This is a genomic window from Bowmanella yangjiangensis (assembly GCF_018531185.1).
In the GTDB taxonomy this organism is placed as follows: Bacteria; Pseudomonadota; Gammaproteobacteria; order Enterobacterales; family Alteromonadaceae; genus Bowmanella; species Bowmanella yangjiangensis.
In genome coordinates, this window is record NZ_JAHDJU010000001.1 from 2,036,170 (window position 1) to 2,052,823 (window position 16,654).

The window sequence follows — 16,654 nt, forward strand, 5'->3', positions numbered from 1 at the left end:
ACGAGGAAACCGCATGTTTGAACTGGATTTAGCCGACGTTTTAAGTATTGTGCTCGCCAACAGCCCGGATATAGAAGGCCAAAAAGCCATGGTGGACAAAGTGGAGTCACTGATGGCCGAGGGTATGCAACAAAGCAAAGCGGTAGAACTGGTGTTTGGCCATTTGGTCAGTGATGCCAAGCCGCATTAAATTTAGAAGTTTTTGTTAATTGGAATTGCAATGGATCACAGCGTACACAATAAATTAGTTTCTTTTATCTGGTCGATTGCAGATGATTGTCTGCGCGACGTTTATGTTCGCGGTAAGTACCGGGACGTTATTCTGCCGATGGTGGTATTGCGTCGTCTTGATACTTTACTGGAACCTACAAAGGAAAAGGTACTTGAAGAGGTTCGCTTTCAAAAAACTGAGATGCAAGCTACCGAATTGGATGATGCAGCTCTGGAAAATGCATCTGGGCAAGTGTTCTACAATATTTCGAAATGGACCTTGAAAAGCCTGCATTCCACAGCCACCAATAATCAACAGATTCTGCTGGCAAATTTTGAAGATTATCTCAACGGTTTCAGCGCTAATGTTAAGGAAATCATTGAGCGATTCGAACTGAAATCCAAAATCCGCCATATGACTGGAAAAGATGTGCTTTTGGATGTGTTGGAAAAGTTTGTCTCGCCCTATATCAACCTCACACCTAACCCGGCAGAAGACCCCGATGGGAACAAACTGCCTGCACTGACCAACTTGGGCATGGGCTATGTTTTCGAAGAGCTTATCCGCAAGTTTAACGAGGAAAACAACGAGGAAGCTGGTGAACACTTCACTCCCCGTGAAGTAATAGAGCTGATGACTCACCTTGTGTTTGATCCAATAAAGGATTCACTACCACTAACCATCAGTATTTACGACCCCGCATGCGGTAGCGGCGGCATGCTTACGGAATCGCAAAACTTTATTGAAGAAAAATACCCAGCGTCCAATCGCGATATTTATTTATTCGGTAAAGAAATCAACGACGAGACTTACGCCATCTGTAAGTCGGATATGATGATCAAGGGTAACAACCCGGAAAACATCAAAGTGGGTTCTACCCTGTCTACCGATGAATTTGCCTCAGATCGATTCGACTTTATGTTATCCAACCCCCCTTATGGCAAAAGCTGGGCGTCGGAGCAGAAAAACATTAAGGATAACGGCGAAATTATTGATCCCCGTTTCAAAGTTGATCTGAAAGATTACTGGGGCAACAAAGAAACAGTGGATGCTACGCCTCGTTCTAGTGATGGGCAGTTGTTGTTCCTGATGGAAATGGTCAGCAAGATGAAGTCTCCAGAGGTTAGTCCTCTGGGTAGCCGTATTGCGTCCGTTCATAATGGTTCCAGTTTGTTTACTGGCGATGCAGGTGGTGGTGAGAGCAATATTCGCCGCTATATCATCGAAAACGATATGCTCGACGCAATTGTGCAATTACCTAACAACCTGTTCTACAACACGGGCATTACTACCTACATCTGGTTGTTAAATAACAAAAAGCCAGCCAACCGCAAAGGTAAAGTGCAGCTTATCGACGCCAGCTTGTTGTATCGTAAACTGCGTAAGAATCTGGGTAATAAAAACTGTGAATTTGCCCCGGAGCATATTGAAGAAATCACCCAAACCTATCTGGATTGTGCAGCCATAGAGAGTAAGTTAGACGACAACAACGACCCTACCGGCATCGCCAGCCAAGTATTCGATAACAGTGATTTTGGCTACTACAAAGTTACGATTGAACGTCCCGACCGCCGTAGAGCCAAATTCACGCCAGAAGCTATAGCACCGCTACGTTTCGACAAATCACTAACAGAGGTGATGGAACATATTTATGCAGTACACGGGGATATCGTGTATGAAAAGGGCTACTTGAAGGCTAATGACAAAGCTATTTTGCAATGGTGTGAAGATAACGACATCAGCATCAATGCCAAAGCAAAGGCCAAATTGCTGGATGAAAAATACTGGCAAAAACTGCGTGAAATTTTAGAAGCCGCAATGCTATTGATGGCGGAGATTGGTTCAGAAGAATTCAACGACTTTAACCTGTTTAAAGATAAAGTAGATGCGGTACTTAAACCCAGCAAGTTTAAACTCACAGGCCCAGAAAAAAATGCCATTTTGAATGCCGTTAGCTGGTACGACGAAAGCGCTGAGAAAGTCGTGAAAAAGGTAGTAAAACTTTCAGGTAGTAAACTGGATGAGCTGCTCGACCACCTTGGTTGTAGTAAAGAACAGCTACCTGACTATGGCTATTACCCTACAGGCAAAGCCGCCGAGTATGTTACCTATGAAGCCAGCTCAGATTTACGAGATGCAGAGTCTATCCCCCTAAAGGATAGTATCTATCGCTATTTCCTCGCCGAAGTGAAGCCGCATGTGGAGGAGGCGTGGATCAATCTGGACAGTACCAAAATAGGCTACGAGATCAGCTTTAATAAGTACTTCTATCAGCACAAACCACTTCGTTCACTGGAAGAAGTCGCCAAGGATATTATTGGACTTGAACAAAAGGCCGAAGGTCTAATCGCACAAATACTGGGAATCGATGTGGCTGACATTCAGGGAGAGGCGTAATGGACCCAATGCCTAAATATGAATATTACAAAGATTCAGGTGTTGATTGGCTTGGGAAGTTGCCGAGCCACTGGTTGATCATAAGGATGAAATTCCTCTATAAAGATTTCTCATTAAAAAACAAGCCAACAGAGACTTTGCTTTCAGTAACTCAAGATAGGGGAGTTGTCCCCAGAGATTGGGTAGAAAATAGAATGGTAATGCCGTCTGGCAACTTAGAGAGTTTTAAGTTTATAGAAAAAGGTGATTTTGCAATCAGCCTAAGATCATTTGAGGGCGGCTTAGAATATTGTCATCACGATGGGATTATAAGTCCTGCGTACACAGTTCTAAAATCAACCAAGGATTTTCTCCATGATCGGTACTATAAGTATCTTTTTAAGAGTCAAATATTTATCTCAGAGTTACAGACCTCAATAGTCGGTATCAGAGAAGGGAAGAATATTAGCTACGAAGAACTACGGTATTCTTTTTTACCAATTCCAGATGAAGTTGAACAAATTTATATTTCGAATTATCTAGATCAAAAAACCGCTCAGATTGACGAAGCAATTGCTATTAAAGAACAACAAATAGCGCTGTTAAAAGAACGCAAGCAGATCATTATCCAACAAGCAGTTACCCAAGGCCTTGATCCCAACGTGCCAATGAAAGACTCAGGAGTTGATTGGATTGGTAAAATTCCTGAGCATTGGAATATCAAACCTCTTACCAAGGAAGTTTTTGTGCAGGAAGGACCGGGAATAATGGCTGTCGATTTTCATGAGAGTGGTGTTCCTTTGGTGCGAATATCTGGAGTGAAATCTGACCTTGTGAGTTTGGAAGGATGTAATTATCTTAAACCTTCGAAAGTTAGGCAAAAGTGGAACCATTTTAGACTCAACCAAGGAGATCTTGTTATTAGCGGGAGTGCATCCACAGAACTAGTAAGTGAAGTAGGTAAAGAAGCCGAGGGAGCCATTCTGTACACCGGATTGATTAGAGTTACTCCGCAAAGAAAATCTGTATTGAAGGACTATCTTAAAATATTTTTAGGTACAAAATTATTTTTCACACAAATAGATTTGCAAAAAACTGGAAGTACAATCAGCCATTATGGGCCTTCACATTTATCGAAAATGTTTGTATTGCTGCCTAGCTTATCTGAACAGATTGAAATTGCTAGATTTGTGAATTCCGCATCTCGAAAGTTAGATGAGGCAATCATGCTTCAGCAGTCACAAATCGAAAAACTAAAAGAATACAAAGCCACACTGATCAATAGTGCTGTTACAGGCAAAATCAAAGTGGCTTAACAAGGAGGTAAGATGGTAAGCCAAACAAACGAACAAGCACTGGAATCGGCGATTGAAAAGCATCTAACAGGCAATTGCTTGGAAGAGCTAAAAGCTGGCGTGCAGGAGGCCAGTCCAGATTTTAACAATCGGCTTTATCGTATTGGCCAACCATCCGACTTTAATATGCAGTTTGCGCTGGATGAGCGATTCTTTTGGGCATTTCTGGAAAAAACACAGGAAGATGAACTCGACAAAGTTAAGCGCAATAACCCCAATGACTGGCAGCGCAAAATTTATGAGCGCTTTGACAGACTGATTAAAAAGCACGGCATTCTACATTTGCTAAAAAAAGGCCTAAGCGTCGATGATGCCCACTTTAACCTGATGTATCCGGCACCACTTGCCAGCAGCAGCGATAAGGTTAGACAAAACTTTGCCGCCAACATGTTTAGCTGTACCCGTCAACTGCGTTACTCCTTAGCCAATCCACTACAAGAAATTGACATGGTGTTGTTTATCAATGGTATACCATTGATAACGCTGGAGCTTAAAAATGCGTGGACTAACCAAACGGCTCGGTATCATGGTCAGAAGCAATATCGTGAAGACAGGGATACCAACCAGCCACTGTTAAACTTTGGTCGCTGCTTGGTGCATATGGCGGTAGATACCGATGAAGTGTATATGACCACCAAATTGGCAGGAAAAAGTACCTTCTTCCTGCCGTTTAACAAGGGGCATAACTTAGGGCAAGGCAATCCGCCAAATCACTCTTCAAATGGTACAGGGGGACATAAAACTGCTTATTTATGGGAAGAAGTGTTCCAGAAAGAGAGCTTGGCTAACATTATCCAGCACTTCGTCAGACTGGACGGCACCAGCAAAGGCCCACTGAATAAACGTACTTTGTTTTTCCCTCGTTACCATCAAATGGATGTGGTCAGGCGATTGGTAGGTCATGCCGCTGAAAACGGTGTGGGGCAAACTTACCTAATTCAACACTCAGCAGGTTCAGGCAAATCAAACTCGATTACATGGGCGGCTTACCAGCTAATTGAAACTTACCCTGTTTCCGATAAAGTTCCCGGCAGCCGGGGCTTGGATCAGCCGCTGTTTGATTCTGTTATTGTGGTCACCGACAGACGCCTGTTAGACAAACAGCTTCGCGACAACATTAAAGAGTTTTCTGAGGTGAAGAACATTGTCGCGCCTGCACACAAGTCCTCTGAACTTAAGTCTGCATTGGAAAACGGCAAAAAGATCATCATCACCACTATTCAAAAGTTCCCGTTCATCATTGATGGGATTGCCGATTTAAGTGACAAACGGTTTGCGGTGATCATTGACGAGGCGCACAGTTCACAGTCAGGTTCCGCTCATGACAATATGAACAGAGCAATGGGGCGTGCTGAAGTGGAAGAAGCTGAAGACGCACAAGATAAAATTTTACAGGCCATGAAATCGCGCAAAATGCGTGGTAATGCGTCATATCTGGCATTTACAGCGACCCCCAAGAACACCACATTGGAAAAATTTGGCCAACGTCAGGCTGACGGTAGTTACAGGCCTTTCCATCTTTACTCAATGAAGCAGGCAATCGAGGAAGGATTTATCCTTGATGTGTTGGCTAATTACACCACCTATAAAAGCTATTACGAGATTGAAAAGTCTATCGAAGATAACCCGGAATTCGATACGAAAAAGGCGCAAAAGAAGCTTCGCGCTTATGTAGAACGAAGCCAGCAAACTATCGATATCAAAGCCGAAATAATGCTGGATCATTTTATACCCCACGTGGTCAACGCCAAGAAACTGAAAGGCAAAGCCAAAGGGATGGTGGTTACACAAAACATAGAAACGGCTATTCGGTATTACAAAGCCATCACCCGGATTTTGGCTGAGCAAGGTAACCCGTTTAAAGCTGTCGTTGCTTTCTCAGGCACGAAAGAAGTGGACGGTATTGAGTATACCGAAGCTGATGTAAACGGATTTTCCGAGGCTGATACCAAAGACAAGTTTGATACCGACGAATATCGTTTGTTAATAGTCGCCAATAAATACCTCACAGGCTTTGACCAACCGAAACTGTCTGCGATGTACGTAGATAAAAAGTTGGCCAGTGTACTCTGTGTGCAAACCCTGTCCCGGCTAAATCGCGCAGCACCTAAGTGGGGCAAGAAAACTGAAGATCTGTTCGTGCTGGACTTTTTCAACTCTGTTGATGACATCAAAACAGCATTTGATCCTTTCTATACTGCCACCTCTCTATCTGAGGCCACAGATATTAACGTCTTACACGAGCTGAAAGACGAGATGGATGATGTGGGTGTATACGAATGGACGGAAGTTGAAGAGTTCGTGAAGCGCTATTTCAACAACGAAGATGCCCAGCGTCTCAGCCCAATCATCGACATTGCCGCAGCCCGTTTTAACATCGAACTTGAATTGGAAAACGATGCGAAGGCTGATTTTAAAATTAAAGCTAAGCAATTTGTGAAGATCTACAGCCAGATGGCATCAATCATGCCGTATGAAATAGCGGCATGGGAAAAGCTATTCTGGTTCCTGAAATTCCTCATTCCCAAGCTTAAAGTGGAAGATCCAGATGCCGAACTATTGGATGAACTGCTGGATTCGGTTGACCTGAGTTCATATGGCCTACAGCGGGTGAAACTGAGTCATACAATAGAACTGGATGGCGCAGAAACTGAGTTGGACCCGCAGAACCCTAACCCACGTGGTGCGCATGGCGGTGATAAGCAAAAAGATCCATTGGACGAAATTGTAAGAAGCTTCAACGAGCGCTGGTTCCAAGGTTGGAGCGCAACACCTGAAGAACAACGGGTGCGATTGCTAAGTATGGCCGAGTCAATCAAAGCACATCCCGATTTTAAGGACAAATATCAAAACAATGCCGACCCACACAGCCAGAACCTCGCTTTTGAAAAGCTGTTTAAAGAAATCATGCTACAGCGGCGTAAAGATGATTTGGAGTTCTACAAGCTGTTTGCTGGCGATGAAGCATTTAAGTCGTCGCTAATGCAAAGCATGCAGCGGATTGTCGCAAGGGAAAGTCAAAGTAACTAACAATAGATAGTGACATGTCACATCGACAATATTGCAACCAACCAATAACTCGAATAGAGTGGGGTGCATACATTCCACTTGTGACAGGTCACACAATTGAGTTCAAAACAAAACACATCAAATTCATCCACCCAGGATACCAACCAAGCACTCTGGCAGAATTTTGTGCAAAACGGGTTGATTGAAAAAGCCATTAAGCCGTTAGATATGATTGAGCCGGATAGCGTATTGCCGGATTTTACTCAGCTAAGTGCCAACGAGGCCATGCAGCTACTGAAGCACAGCATAGTGGCGGATTGCTATAAGCGCCTAAATGCCAAATGGCGTAAGTATAAGCAGCGCCATTTAAGCAATCTCACCAGCTTAACCATTAAGGCCGAAACCCTGGACAGGCTTAGAGCCTTTGCGGCGAAGGCAAGGCTAGATGGGGATAACTACGACCTGGTTTTGGAATACTTGCTGGACCCGGAAGAAGATTTGGATAGCGCCAAACAAGCGGTAGCTGAATTGCCAAGTGGTCTTAATACACAGGATCAGGGCCAGTTACTGCAAGCCAAACTTAAACTAAGACCCAGTAGCCAGCGCTATTTTCACAGCCAGTTGGAGCATGCTTTTGGCCATGGTTGGCTGGCCTGTAAAGCAGCAAAACAGCGCAGCGATAAACACCGCGACCAGGCTTGCGAAGACTTTATGCAGAACATTAAAGGGTAGTGATCGCAGCGAATATTCCATCTAAATAGCTGGCCACGGACGGCCAGTTTGCATTAGCTAAACTAACGCAAGTTCTTATCAAGCAATCAGTTTTAAGCACGGCAAAAGAACAAATTTCAACGACACGCCGTGGTGAAATCTGCAAGGTAATGCCAGCCAAACACGCGCAGATTTCACGTAGCGACGCCAAAACAAATCCCACCAATTGATAGCCAATCTAGCAGGCCATCTGCATTAATCCTTATCCATAAACCTGGATAAGCAAACAAACAAAAACACCAAAATACCCAAAGAAGGTAAAACGAAGTGAACACCTGCATAAAGGAGAGGCCATATTTCGCAATAAATGTTATTTAACATAATATACATTATAGGAACAATAGTGTTGTAAGAGTAAGGGGCGCCTTGGCCCCTTTATATGGATTAGTTTGGGTGGATTGTTTGCAGCCAGGTGTTTATTTGCGTTTGGTATTGTGACCTGTCAGATACCTGGTCTGGATGTGCAAAGACGTTCGGCAATAAGCTGTGTAACTGATATGGGATCTCATCATCTCGAAGCGCGGCACCTGGTACCGGATAGATTAAAAAATCTAACGCACTGTGTTGAAGTTCCAGCGGTATCTCCGCAAGCAATTCCTCCGAGCTATCATCAGAGTAAATGCCTTCCTGGCAGTAACCATAAGATGGAATGGTCTCAACCAATTCCTTCATTAAAGGCTCAAGCTGTTTTTTCCAGAACCTCAGGTGCTGGTTTCTCAATCACGAAAAGATGAGCAATGGCAGAGATTAACCCAAGGAAAATAGATAAATACCAGACCTGATCATAACTGGCATAACGGTCGAACGATGCCCCGCCCAACCACACACCAAAAAAACTGCCTAATTGATGGCTTAAAAATACAAACCCGAACAACGTTCCCATGCTGCGTGACCCAAACATGGTAAGAACTAAAGCGCTGGTTAAAGGTACGGTGGAAAGCCACAATACACCCATTATCAGTGCGAAGATCATCAGCGATGTAGGTGTAACTGGCTGAGAAATAAAGATGACAATAACCACTGCTCTGAGCGCATAGATTGACGCCAGTACATAGGGTTTTGGAAATAATGAGCCCAATCTCGTGGCTATTAATGTGCCAAAGATATTAGCGAACCCTGCTAAGGCCAATGCTTGGAGGCCTAAAGCACGCAATTCATCAGCTGTTGCAGAAGAAACGCAGAAATACTGCACATAGTTAGGTAGATGTGCCGTAATAAATGCCAAATGAAAGCCACAAACAAAGAAGCCCATATTGAGCAACAAGTAACTGTTATGTCCAAAAGCACTTTTGACTGCTATCGAGACGGGGACTTCTGCACTATTACCGGACAACAGATGGGAATTTGAGGCCACCCGAAGCTGAGGAATACACACAAGCATAGGTAAAAGTGCAGCTGTAATAACCACTAACATTAGCCTCCAATCAAGCCACTCCGTTAGCCACGACGCGAGTAGCGGCATTACAACTTGCCCTACAGACCCAATAGCAGACGTGATCCCCAGATAATGGTTGCGCTTATTCTCCGGAGACGCTCTTCCAACGACAGCCAGTACAATACCAAAAGCAGTGCCTGATACACCCATACCAACTAGCACACCTGCACCAAGGTGTTGAGCAAATGGCGTCGAACCACTGGCACAGATCAGCATTCCTAGCACATAACATACAAATCCGATCCACAATGCGCGCCGATCGCCAAACTTGTCTGCTATCGCACCAAACGCAGGTTGAGCTATTCCCCAGACCAGATTCTGAATGGCGATAGATATTGAAAATATCTCTATTCGGCCGTCAAACAAACTTTCTGATAACGGTTCAACTACACCGCCGAATATGGACCTTACTCCAAAAGCTAACGCCAGTATTATTCCTCCCGCCATCACTATCGGCATCATCCCCCTGTCAAAAGCTGCTTTTTGTTGTTCCATCAGTAATCAGTACCTCGCTGCTGTGTAGATATCGTCACAATAGTTGCCAGATCTCAGGGTATTGACACTTATGCTAGCAGCCGCCTAAACTTTTGAATAACGAATACATTTGAAGTAATAGTTTCGGTATTTTGAAGTGAATATTGCTTTTGATATTGATGCACTACGTACCATAGTAGCTGGTGTAGAATTACACAGTTTCGCCCGTGCGGCTGCCCAACTGGGGCGCACTCAGTCCGCGGTTAGCATGCAATTAAAGAAGTTGGAACAGCAGGCTGGCACGCCACTTTTTGTTCGCAAAGGCAGAGGACTTGTGCCTACCAATGCGGGCGAAGCATTGATTGCCTACGCACGCCAGATCATTGCACTTAACGATGAAGCAGCGCTAAAACTTGGGGCGATATCAACAACTGCGACAGTGCGACTAGGTCTGCCCCAGGATTTCTTTGAAGATGTGATGCCTGCCACGATGTTGGAATATGCTCGCTTACATCCGGGCGTTCATGTGGAGGTTCAAGCGGGACCAAATCATATTCTCGCAGAGGAGATCAGAACCGGGCGCCTTGACGTGGCAATCGTTTTCTTTGCAGAAAATTCAGCTGCAAATCACGGCGAGCTTTTGGGAAGTTTGCCAATGCGATGGTTGGCGCATAAAAATGTTGTGCTCTCTCCCCTGGTGGAGCCCCTCCCCTTAGTGTTGTTCGAGCATCATTGCCTGTTCCGGCAGTCTGCGCTCAAATCATTGGAACAAGCGAATAAACGTTGGCGAGTGTCAGTTACCACTCCAAGTCTACCCGGCATTTGGGCCGCCCTCCGCTCTCAGTTAGGCTGTGCGATACGGACCGAACACGGATTGCCTGAGGATATAAGGTGTATTGATAATGAATGTAGTCTACCAGCACTTCCTTCCATTGCTCTGAGGCTGCTTTGTTGTTCGAATACCTCGCCAGTCGTGCAAGATTTGTATGATATCCTGAAACGAGAGACCATCAGGTTGGTTAATCCCAAACAACCTCTACGAAAGACTAAATCCTCAGGCTAAACCTCTCCCCAAATTATGACGCAGTTCCTTGGTTTAAAGTAACTCCCCTTTAACATGTGACCTGTCACACTCTCCTCAAATTCACTTCCCTTAAGATTCGCCCGTAAAAAGACGTTATAAAAATACCCGGCGAACGGGAAACTTAAGTCAAGCCGCTTAACCCAGTAGAAGAATAGTCAAAGCTAAGACAGCACAAAGAAAATCTGTCCCCTACCCTTATTTTTACTGTGTGGTTGATCTCAGGGATAAGCCGTTAAAAATAGATGTTATGAAACGCGGAGCTTCTCTTTCTTGTACGCGGAAGGCGTGCACTGCATTACTTCCTTAAAGGCTTTACTGAAAGTGACTCTATTGCTAAATCCAGACTCATAGGCAATACGCTCCAGCGTCCAGTTTAAAGCAGGATTGTCGATTAATTCGATAGCATGCTGAATTCTGTAGGTATTAATCAGCTTATAAAAGCTGGTTTTCATGGTTAAATTAATCACCTGTGACAGCGTATGGGCTTTAATGCCTGTGGCCTTAGCCAGGTCTGTCAGGCTTAACTTTTCATCCAGATATAACTGCTTTAGCTGAAGGTTATGTTCCAGCTCTTTGGCTAGGAGCTCTGCGGCTTCCTCCGGCAGTGCTGAGTGAAAATACTTAATGTTGTTGGCGTTCTGCTGGCTGTTGTCGGTGCGCGATTGCGCCAGGGTGTATTCTTCCTTGGTGAAAATAAGATCAGGCTTTTGCAAACCCATATAGCCAATGCCCAGCATTAACGCCGCCACCAAAAGCAGCCAGATTTCCCCAACCTTGGTAAGACTATCCAAGCCAAAATATTGCTGACCAACAAACAGCCCTACCCAGATCATTTCTAGCACAAAGAAAGCGCTGACCAGGTTTCTGATATTGGCTAACACCTGCTGGCTGTTGTCGGAACGAAGATTGGCTGAGACATGTTCAAAAACCTGTATTTCTCGCCAACTTAGATACAGATACACACTCAGATGCACTTTCATACCAAGCAGTAAAATAACCAAATAAAGTGGCAGGGATCCGCCACCAGAAGATGCAGCTACCCCCTGCCACATAGCAATTTTTGCATCGGTTCCTCGAAATACGGCAGGTGAGTTATACAGCCAAATAGCCAGAGCAGGGATAAAATGTAAACTTAGCAGCACCTTCTTATCAGGCCGTTTGCCAACGACAACAAGGCTATAGATATAAAGTAGTGGCCCAATCACCAGTATCTCGCCGGGCAATAAGTCCATGCTGTGAGCTAAAGAAGTGTACAAACCGCTATAAAGGGCACCGCCTTCAAACAACTTGTAACTGACGACCAAAGCTAATATTGCCAGCCAACGACCAGAGCCCTGTTTAGGGGACTTACGCCACAGGGCAACAGCCAGCATTAAGCTGTGACTAAAGGCAATAAAATAAATAAGCCCTAATAAGGTGTGATTCATTAACAAATCCATCATGCAGGTCAAATGACAGTGTAAGTAAAGGTGTCATAACTGCTGTAAATCTCAGGTTAAGTTAACACAATGTGCGCCGCTCGCCGGTAGATTGTGCCGAACAAACACCGCCATGTATGAAAAATGAAGCACATTATAGACAGCGGGGTAATTCCCCCTCCACGCCTCTTACAAGAACTACCGCAAAACACTGGCGATAAGGGCTTAAATAATCAAAACAAAACACGCCATGCCATCGCCCAGCATAGTTTAAGACTTCTACTAGCCCCTTTAGGCTTGCTGATTTTTTTCGGGCTGTCTTGGGGTAGTCTCGCTTCTGAGTCGCCCGACACGGCTTTTGAGCTGGCCAGCCAACAACTGTTAAAGGATATAAACAAGAAACCCCTGTTGCCGTTGCAACTGGATTTCCAACAGTTTTTGATTTTGTTACGCGAGCATCCACAACACACTGAAAAGCAACTGCTCAGCATGCAGCAAGAGGCGGATACGCTGCAACCGCAAAACCTTTGCCAACGGCTCATAAAACAGCATGTGCTTGCACAGCTTTCCTTAATGTCGCAGCGCCGTGCACTGTCTGAGGTATTGTCTGCAGACTATCAAGGTAGCTTCAGCAGTTTTCCCTCGGGGCAAAAGTGGTATTCACACTGGCGCGCGTCCTGGTTAATCGATGATGTACCAATAGCGACCTTGCAGCAGATTGCCTATAGCGAACTTAATGAGGCAATAGCGCTATCACAGCAGCTAAAAACTCAATCTACTAAGTTTCAACCCAAACTTAGGGAGTTTGACGCCGCACAACAAGAGCAGATTATCGCAGCTTTCAGGCACAGAGAATTGCAGATCAACAAGCGTCTTCCATACCTCTTTGATTTTGACACGCGTCTCGCCCCAGTCAGCATTGCCGAATCTGACTTGCCCAAAAGCTTCCCTGCCCCTGGGATATATGATCCGGACCGGCAAACCTTCCTCTATCACCTGCAAGGGCAAAGCCTGTCTGAAACGCATATGGATTGGCTGTTTTTACATGAAGGGGTTCCAGGTCACCATTTTCAGCTCGTTAAGCTAAGTGAATTTGCCCTATGCCCCAGGCCAGATGCTTCTTCTATGCCCTTGGTTAGCACCGAAGGCTGGGCGGCTTATATTGAATCTATCGGTGAGGAGCTAGGCCTGTTCACCTCAACCAGTAGTCACTTGTACGCACTCAAGTGGCGGGCACTTCGGGCTATTCGTGTGTTGGTCGACATAGGTATTCACACCCAGGGCTGGAGTGATACCCAGGCGATAGCCACGTGGCAGCGCTATCTGCCAAATGAAGATATACAAATAATGCAAAGAGAGATTGCGCGGGTAAGGCGCTGGCCAGCTCAGTCTCTTACCTATGTCTACGGTAAATATATGATTGAAAAAGCGCTCCTTGAGAACGTCAATCTTGGTAGTAAAAGTGAAAGCAAAGCCGTACGCAGTTTGATTTTAAGGCTGAGTAACTACCCTCTTTCAGCACTTTCATACTTGCCTGAACTACTCATGTCATCCCCAAAAACAACCATGGAGTACTAAATATGCGTTTTTCTCTTCGTTTATTACTTGGGTTAATACCTTTGGTGCTTGGATCAACCTCTGGAGCCTTGGCATTGTCGCGCTCGCCGCTTCTCGGCATTGCACCGGCGTCTTCGTCACAGGACTTGGTGACCATAGGCAGCATCGCACCCAACAGTACTGCGGCGGCGCTGGGATTGTTACCAGAAGATAAGTTGCTTAGCCTGAATAATGTCAGTATTACGCATTTTGACCAGTTGCTAACGCTGCTAAGCACAATGAATAGCGGCGATCCGCTGACATTACAGATACGCCGCAATAACAAGTCACTGACACTGCAAGGCCAGCTGCTTCCCAAACCTTATGAAGTCAGTGAGGTCGCCTATGTCAGCTACGAAGAGGTTAAGTTTAACGGTCATCGCTTGCGCTCAATTGTGCATACGCCAAAAACGCTCAAGCCGGGTGAAAAAGCACCGGCTATTTTTTACCTTCAGGGATATACCTGCGGTTCCATCGACATGGGATTGTTTCCAAACAGTACGTTGACCCAGCTGGTACAGCAGTTTTCTGAAGCAGGCTTTATTGTCTATCGTGTTGAAAAACCAGGTGTCGGAGATAGCCAGTCTCCACAACATTGCTCAGAGATAAATTTTACTGCCGAATCAGATGCATTTATCCAAGCGCTACGAGAGCTAAAAGGGCGAGAGAACGTCAATGCCAATAAAGTCTATCTTTGGGGGCATTCTCTTGGAGTATTGCACAGTGTGAACATAGCCAATCAGGAGAAAGTCGCGGGTATCATCGGCTATGGTGGGGTGTTCAAACCCTGGTATGACTATTTACTGGATATCTATCGCCATCAATCCGTCCGGCACTTTTCAGTTCCCCCCAAACAAGCTGAAAGTAATACACGCCTGGTTCAGCCCTTTTTGGATCTGTGGTTAAACTCCAACACCCCGTGGTCAGAGGTGCTACTGGCAGAGGATGCACAAGCTGCGCTAGAGACTGACTTGTTGCCTGTGCAAAACGAGCAAGTGTTCAGCCGCCATTTTAGCTTCTTCCGAGACATGAACCGCTATGACTTTGCTACGCTGTGGCGCCAAGTGGCTACACCAGTGCTGATGCTGCACGGCAGTCTCGATATTCAGGCCATAGATAGTCAATGGGCATTCGACATTGTAAAGGCGAGTAGCTCACCACAAAGCACTGCTCAAGTCATTGATGGCGCTGAACATGCGTTGTTGCGCTATCAGAGCGCTCAGCAGTATGGCGCTGCCCGGGAACAAGGTGAATTTAATCCAATGGATGCTAGTAAACACTTTGATCCTCGCATTGGTGAGGAAACCCTGGATTGGATCCAATCGTTGAGATGGAAACCATTATTGCCTGTTATTTAAGGAGATAAGAATCTGCCATTTAACAAAACCAGTAATGCTCAAGCTAGCTTAACGTCCTCGCTATGCCGTCATGCTTGAGTGTGCAGTAAGAACAACGCCATACAAGCAATACCGTTAAAAGCTTTCTCTACTCATTTGGACCCGGAGATACTGTGAAAAATAATCAACTTTCCCTGCAGTTTTTATTGTTTACCTTTTTACTTTTTACCCCATTGCTTTTATCCGCTCAGCAACTGTCAGGGGTAAACCAACTAACCTTCCTTAAAGACAAGGTCACCAAAACATTTGTCGGTAACGCATTCTTGCTTCAATACCAAGACAATATCTATGCGTTAACCGTGAAACATGTCTTACTTGAAGCGAGGATCGCAGAGATGCAAAGTGTTTCAGTCAAAGAACATGTTGCTCAGTGGCAGATTCGCGCCAACAACGCTAATTATGAGCCTATTGTTTTAGGCAAGCTGCTCAATGAAGACACCAGCGAGAAACTGGATATAGCGGTATTGGAAAAAGACTGGCTGGTGTTTGAGGTACTTCAACGCCCCACTTTCTTAACCCCTTTAACGCTTAGACAGACCCCCATTGAAGCTGGAGAAGAGCTGAGCGCCTATGGTTGTACATACTCAAACCAAGCAACATGCCAGCAAGATACTTACACTGGTCATTTCCTTACCAAGGAAAACAACAACTTGCGTATACATATGGCTGATATGGAGCCCAGCAAGTTAAGAGGGCTGAGTGGTAGTCCGGTTGTTGATAAGAATATGCAATTGGTTGGCATTGTTTCAAATGTGATGAAATCTTCATCTGGTGACGGTTTTGATTTTGCCCCGGCATCCACCGACTACCTTATTGAGGTCTTGGAGAAGCTGACCGGCATGTAAGACCTCACCGGTAATTTATTTCGAGACTGCAAATCGACGCAAAATAATAGACACTGGCAGGCATTATGTTCGCATTGCCATGTTTATTGGGGGACAGATGTTATCGGGGTTAGTCCTGGCTGGCGGCAAATCTAGCCGTATGCAACAAGATAAAGCACTTCTGGCGTTTGCTGGAACGTCTTTATTGAGGAGGGCTGAGGCGTTGCTGCGCCAAAGTGGTTGCGAAGAGGTGCTGGTGAGTCGAAATCAGCCTGGCTTCTTGGCTGATATTTATCCAGATGCGGGGCCTCTTGGCGGCATTTATTCAGCGCTGATGCACCAAACGATAGGCAGCAGTTTAGTGGTGCTGCCTGTGGATATGCCTTTTGCCAGCCCTGAGTTGTTACAACACTTAATCAATGCTGGCCAGGCCCAGGCTAGTGCCTGTTATCTTGCAGACTGCTATTTGCCCATGTATCTGCCAGTTACTCAGGCTGCCAGAGATTTTTTACAACAATTACTTTCAACGCAAGGACAAGGGCGGGTCAAAGCGCTGCTACACCACATTAATGCCATAGCGCTACCCTGCCCGGCTGATCTAGCCCCACAACTCCGTAATCTGAATACGCCAGCCCAGTGGCAACAAGCCACAGGACAGTCGCCACAGTGATTGGTATAAATAACTAAAAGGCCCAAAGCTCAGT

13 protein-coding genes are annotated in these 16,654 nt (G+C 45.3%); 10 read left to right on the top strand and 3 right to left on the bottom strand.

Annotated elements, in window-relative coordinates; all coding sequences use genetic code 11:
* Positions 1-13 precede the first annotated feature (13 nt).
* The 5 genes from KJY73_RS09075 to KJY73_RS09095 all read left to right on the top strand — a co-directional run bounded on the left by KJY73_RS09075 (position 14) and on the right by KJY73_RS09095 (position 7,683).
* Positions 14-190, top strand: a complete 177-nt coding sequence (locus KJY73_RS09075) for a hypothetical protein (protein WP_214343013.1) — start codon at positions 14-16, stop codon at positions 188-190.
* A gap of 30 nt (positions 191-220) precedes the next feature.
* Positions 221-2,608, top strand: a complete 2,388-nt coding sequence (locus tag KJY73_RS09080) for a type I restriction-modification system subunit M (protein ID WP_214343014.1) — start codon at positions 221-223, stop codon at positions 2,606-2,608.
* The gene (locus KJY73_RS09085) at positions 2,608-3,903 is read left to right on the top strand and encodes a restriction endonuclease subunit S (protein ID WP_214343015.1); all 1,296 of its coding nucleotides are present in this window, start codon (positions 2,608-2,610) and stop codon (positions 3,901-3,903) included. The genes KJY73_RS09080 and KJY73_RS09085 overlap by 1 nt, the downstream gene beginning before the upstream one ends.
* A gap of 12 nt (positions 3,904-3,915) precedes the next feature.
* Positions 3,916-6,972, top strand: a complete 3,057-nt coding sequence (locus KJY73_RS09090) for a type I restriction endonuclease subunit R (RefSeq protein WP_214343017.1) — start codon at positions 3,916-3,918, stop codon at positions 6,970-6,972.
* Positions 6,973-7,068: 96 nt separating this feature from the next.
* Entirely contained in the window at positions 7,069-7,683 is a 615-nt protein-coding gene (locus KJY73_RS09095) for a hypothetical protein (protein WP_214343019.1), read from the top strand.
* A 423-nt stretch (positions 7,684-8,106) separates the two neighbouring features.
* Here the strand turns inward: KJY73_RS09095 and KJY73_RS09100 are convergent, their stop codons facing one another.
* Both KJY73_RS09100 and KJY73_RS09105 read right to left on the bottom strand, forming a co-directional pair.
* On the bottom strand, positions 8,107-8,394 hold the full coding sequence (locus tag KJY73_RS09100) for a hypothetical protein (RefSeq protein WP_214343021.1): 288 nt from the start codon (positions 8,392-8,394) through the stop codon (positions 8,107-8,109).
* A 7-nt stretch (positions 8,395-8,401) separates the two neighbouring features.
* The gene (locus KJY73_RS09105) at positions 8,402-9,652 is read right to left on the bottom strand and encodes an MFS transporter (RefSeq protein ID WP_214343023.1); all 1,251 of its coding nucleotides are present in this window, start codon (positions 9,650-9,652) and stop codon (positions 8,402-8,404) included.
* A 136-nt stretch (positions 9,653-9,788) separates the two neighbouring features.
* Here KJY73_RS09105 and KJY73_RS21765 point away from each other — a divergent pair, with 136 nt between their 5' ends.
* Positions 9,789-10,694: a LysR substrate-binding domain-containing protein gene (locus tag KJY73_RS21765; protein WP_214343025.1), complete on the top strand. Its 906-nt coding sequence runs from the start codon at positions 9,789-9,791 to the stop codon at positions 10,692-10,694.
* Positions 10,695-10,960: 266 nt separating this feature from the next.
* Here KJY73_RS21765 and KJY73_RS09115 read toward each other — a convergent pair whose 3' ends face one another.
* A complete protein-coding gene (locus KJY73_RS09115; RefSeq protein ID WP_214343027.1) occupies positions 10,961-12,142 on the bottom strand; it encodes a helix-turn-helix domain-containing protein in 1,182 nt (393 codons plus the stop codon).
* 135 nt (positions 12,143-12,277) lie between these two features.
* Between KJY73_RS09115 and KJY73_RS09120 the strand changes: the two genes are divergently transcribed.
* The 4 genes from KJY73_RS09120 to mobA all read left to right on the top strand — a co-directional run bounded on the left by KJY73_RS09120 (position 12,278) and on the right by mobA (position 16,620).
* Positions 12,278-13,711 carry a DUF885 family protein gene (locus KJY73_RS09120; RefSeq protein ID WP_214343029.1) on the top strand — a complete coding sequence of 478 codons (1,434 nt, stop codon included), beginning with the start codon at positions 12,278-12,280 and terminating at the stop codon, positions 13,709-13,711.
* Between the two features lie 2 nt (positions 13,712-13,713).
* Positions 13,714-15,087, top strand: a complete 1,374-nt coding sequence (locus KJY73_RS09125; protein ID WP_214343031.1) for an alpha/beta hydrolase — start codon at positions 13,714-13,716, stop codon at positions 15,085-15,087.
* A gap of 152 nt (positions 15,088-15,239) precedes the next feature.
* Positions 15,240-15,971 (top strand): trypsin-like peptidase domain-containing protein, encoded by a 732-nt coding sequence (locus KJY73_RS09130; RefSeq protein ID WP_214343032.1) that lies wholly within the window; start codon positions 15,240-15,242, stop codon positions 15,969-15,971.
* A 97-nt stretch (positions 15,972-16,068) separates the two neighbouring features.
* Positions 16,069-16,620, top strand: coding sequence for a molybdenum cofactor guanylyltransferase (gene mobA / locus KJY73_RS09135; RefSeq protein WP_214343034.1), 552 nt, complete (start codon positions 16,069-16,071; stop codon positions 16,618-16,620).
* Positions 16,621-16,654 lie beyond the last annotated feature (34 nt).

Coding starts and splice junctions, on each gene's coding strand:
- KJY73_RS09075 (WP_214343013.1), top strand. CDS start 14: ATGTTTGAACTGGATTTAGCCGACGTTTTAAGTATTGTGCTCGCCAAC.
- KJY73_RS09080 (WP_214343014.1), top strand. CDS start 221: ATGGATCACAGCGTACACAATAAATTAGTTTCTTTTATCTGGTCGATT.
- KJY73_RS09085 (WP_214343015.1), top strand. CDS start 2,608: ATGGACCCAATGCCTAAATATGAATATTACAAAGATTCAGGTGTTGAT.
- KJY73_RS09090 (WP_214343017.1), top strand. CDS start 3,916: ATGGTAAGCCAAACAAACGAACAAGCACTGGAATCGGCGATTGAAAAG.
- KJY73_RS09100 (WP_214343021.1), bottom strand. CDS start 8,394: ATGAAGGAATTGGTTGAGACCATTCCATCTTATGGTTACTGCCAGGAA.
- KJY73_RS09105 (WP_214343023.1), bottom strand. CDS start 9,652: ATGGAACAACAAAAAGCAGCTTTTGACAGGGGGATGATGCCGATAGTG.
- KJY73_RS09115 (WP_214343027.1), bottom strand. CDS start 12,142: ATGAATCACACCTTATTAGGGCTTATTTATTTTATTGCCTTTAGTCAC.
- KJY73_RS09120 (WP_214343029.1), top strand. CDS start 12,278: ATGAAGCACATTATAGACAGCGGGGTAATTCCCCCTCCACGCCTCTTA.
- KJY73_RS09125 (WP_214343031.1), top strand. CDS start 13,714: ATGCGTTTTTCTCTTCGTTTATTACTTGGGTTAATACCTTTGGTGCTT.
- mobA (WP_214343034.1), top strand. CDS start 16,069: ATGTTATCGGGGTTAGTCCTGGCTGGCGGCAAATCTAGCCGTATGCAA.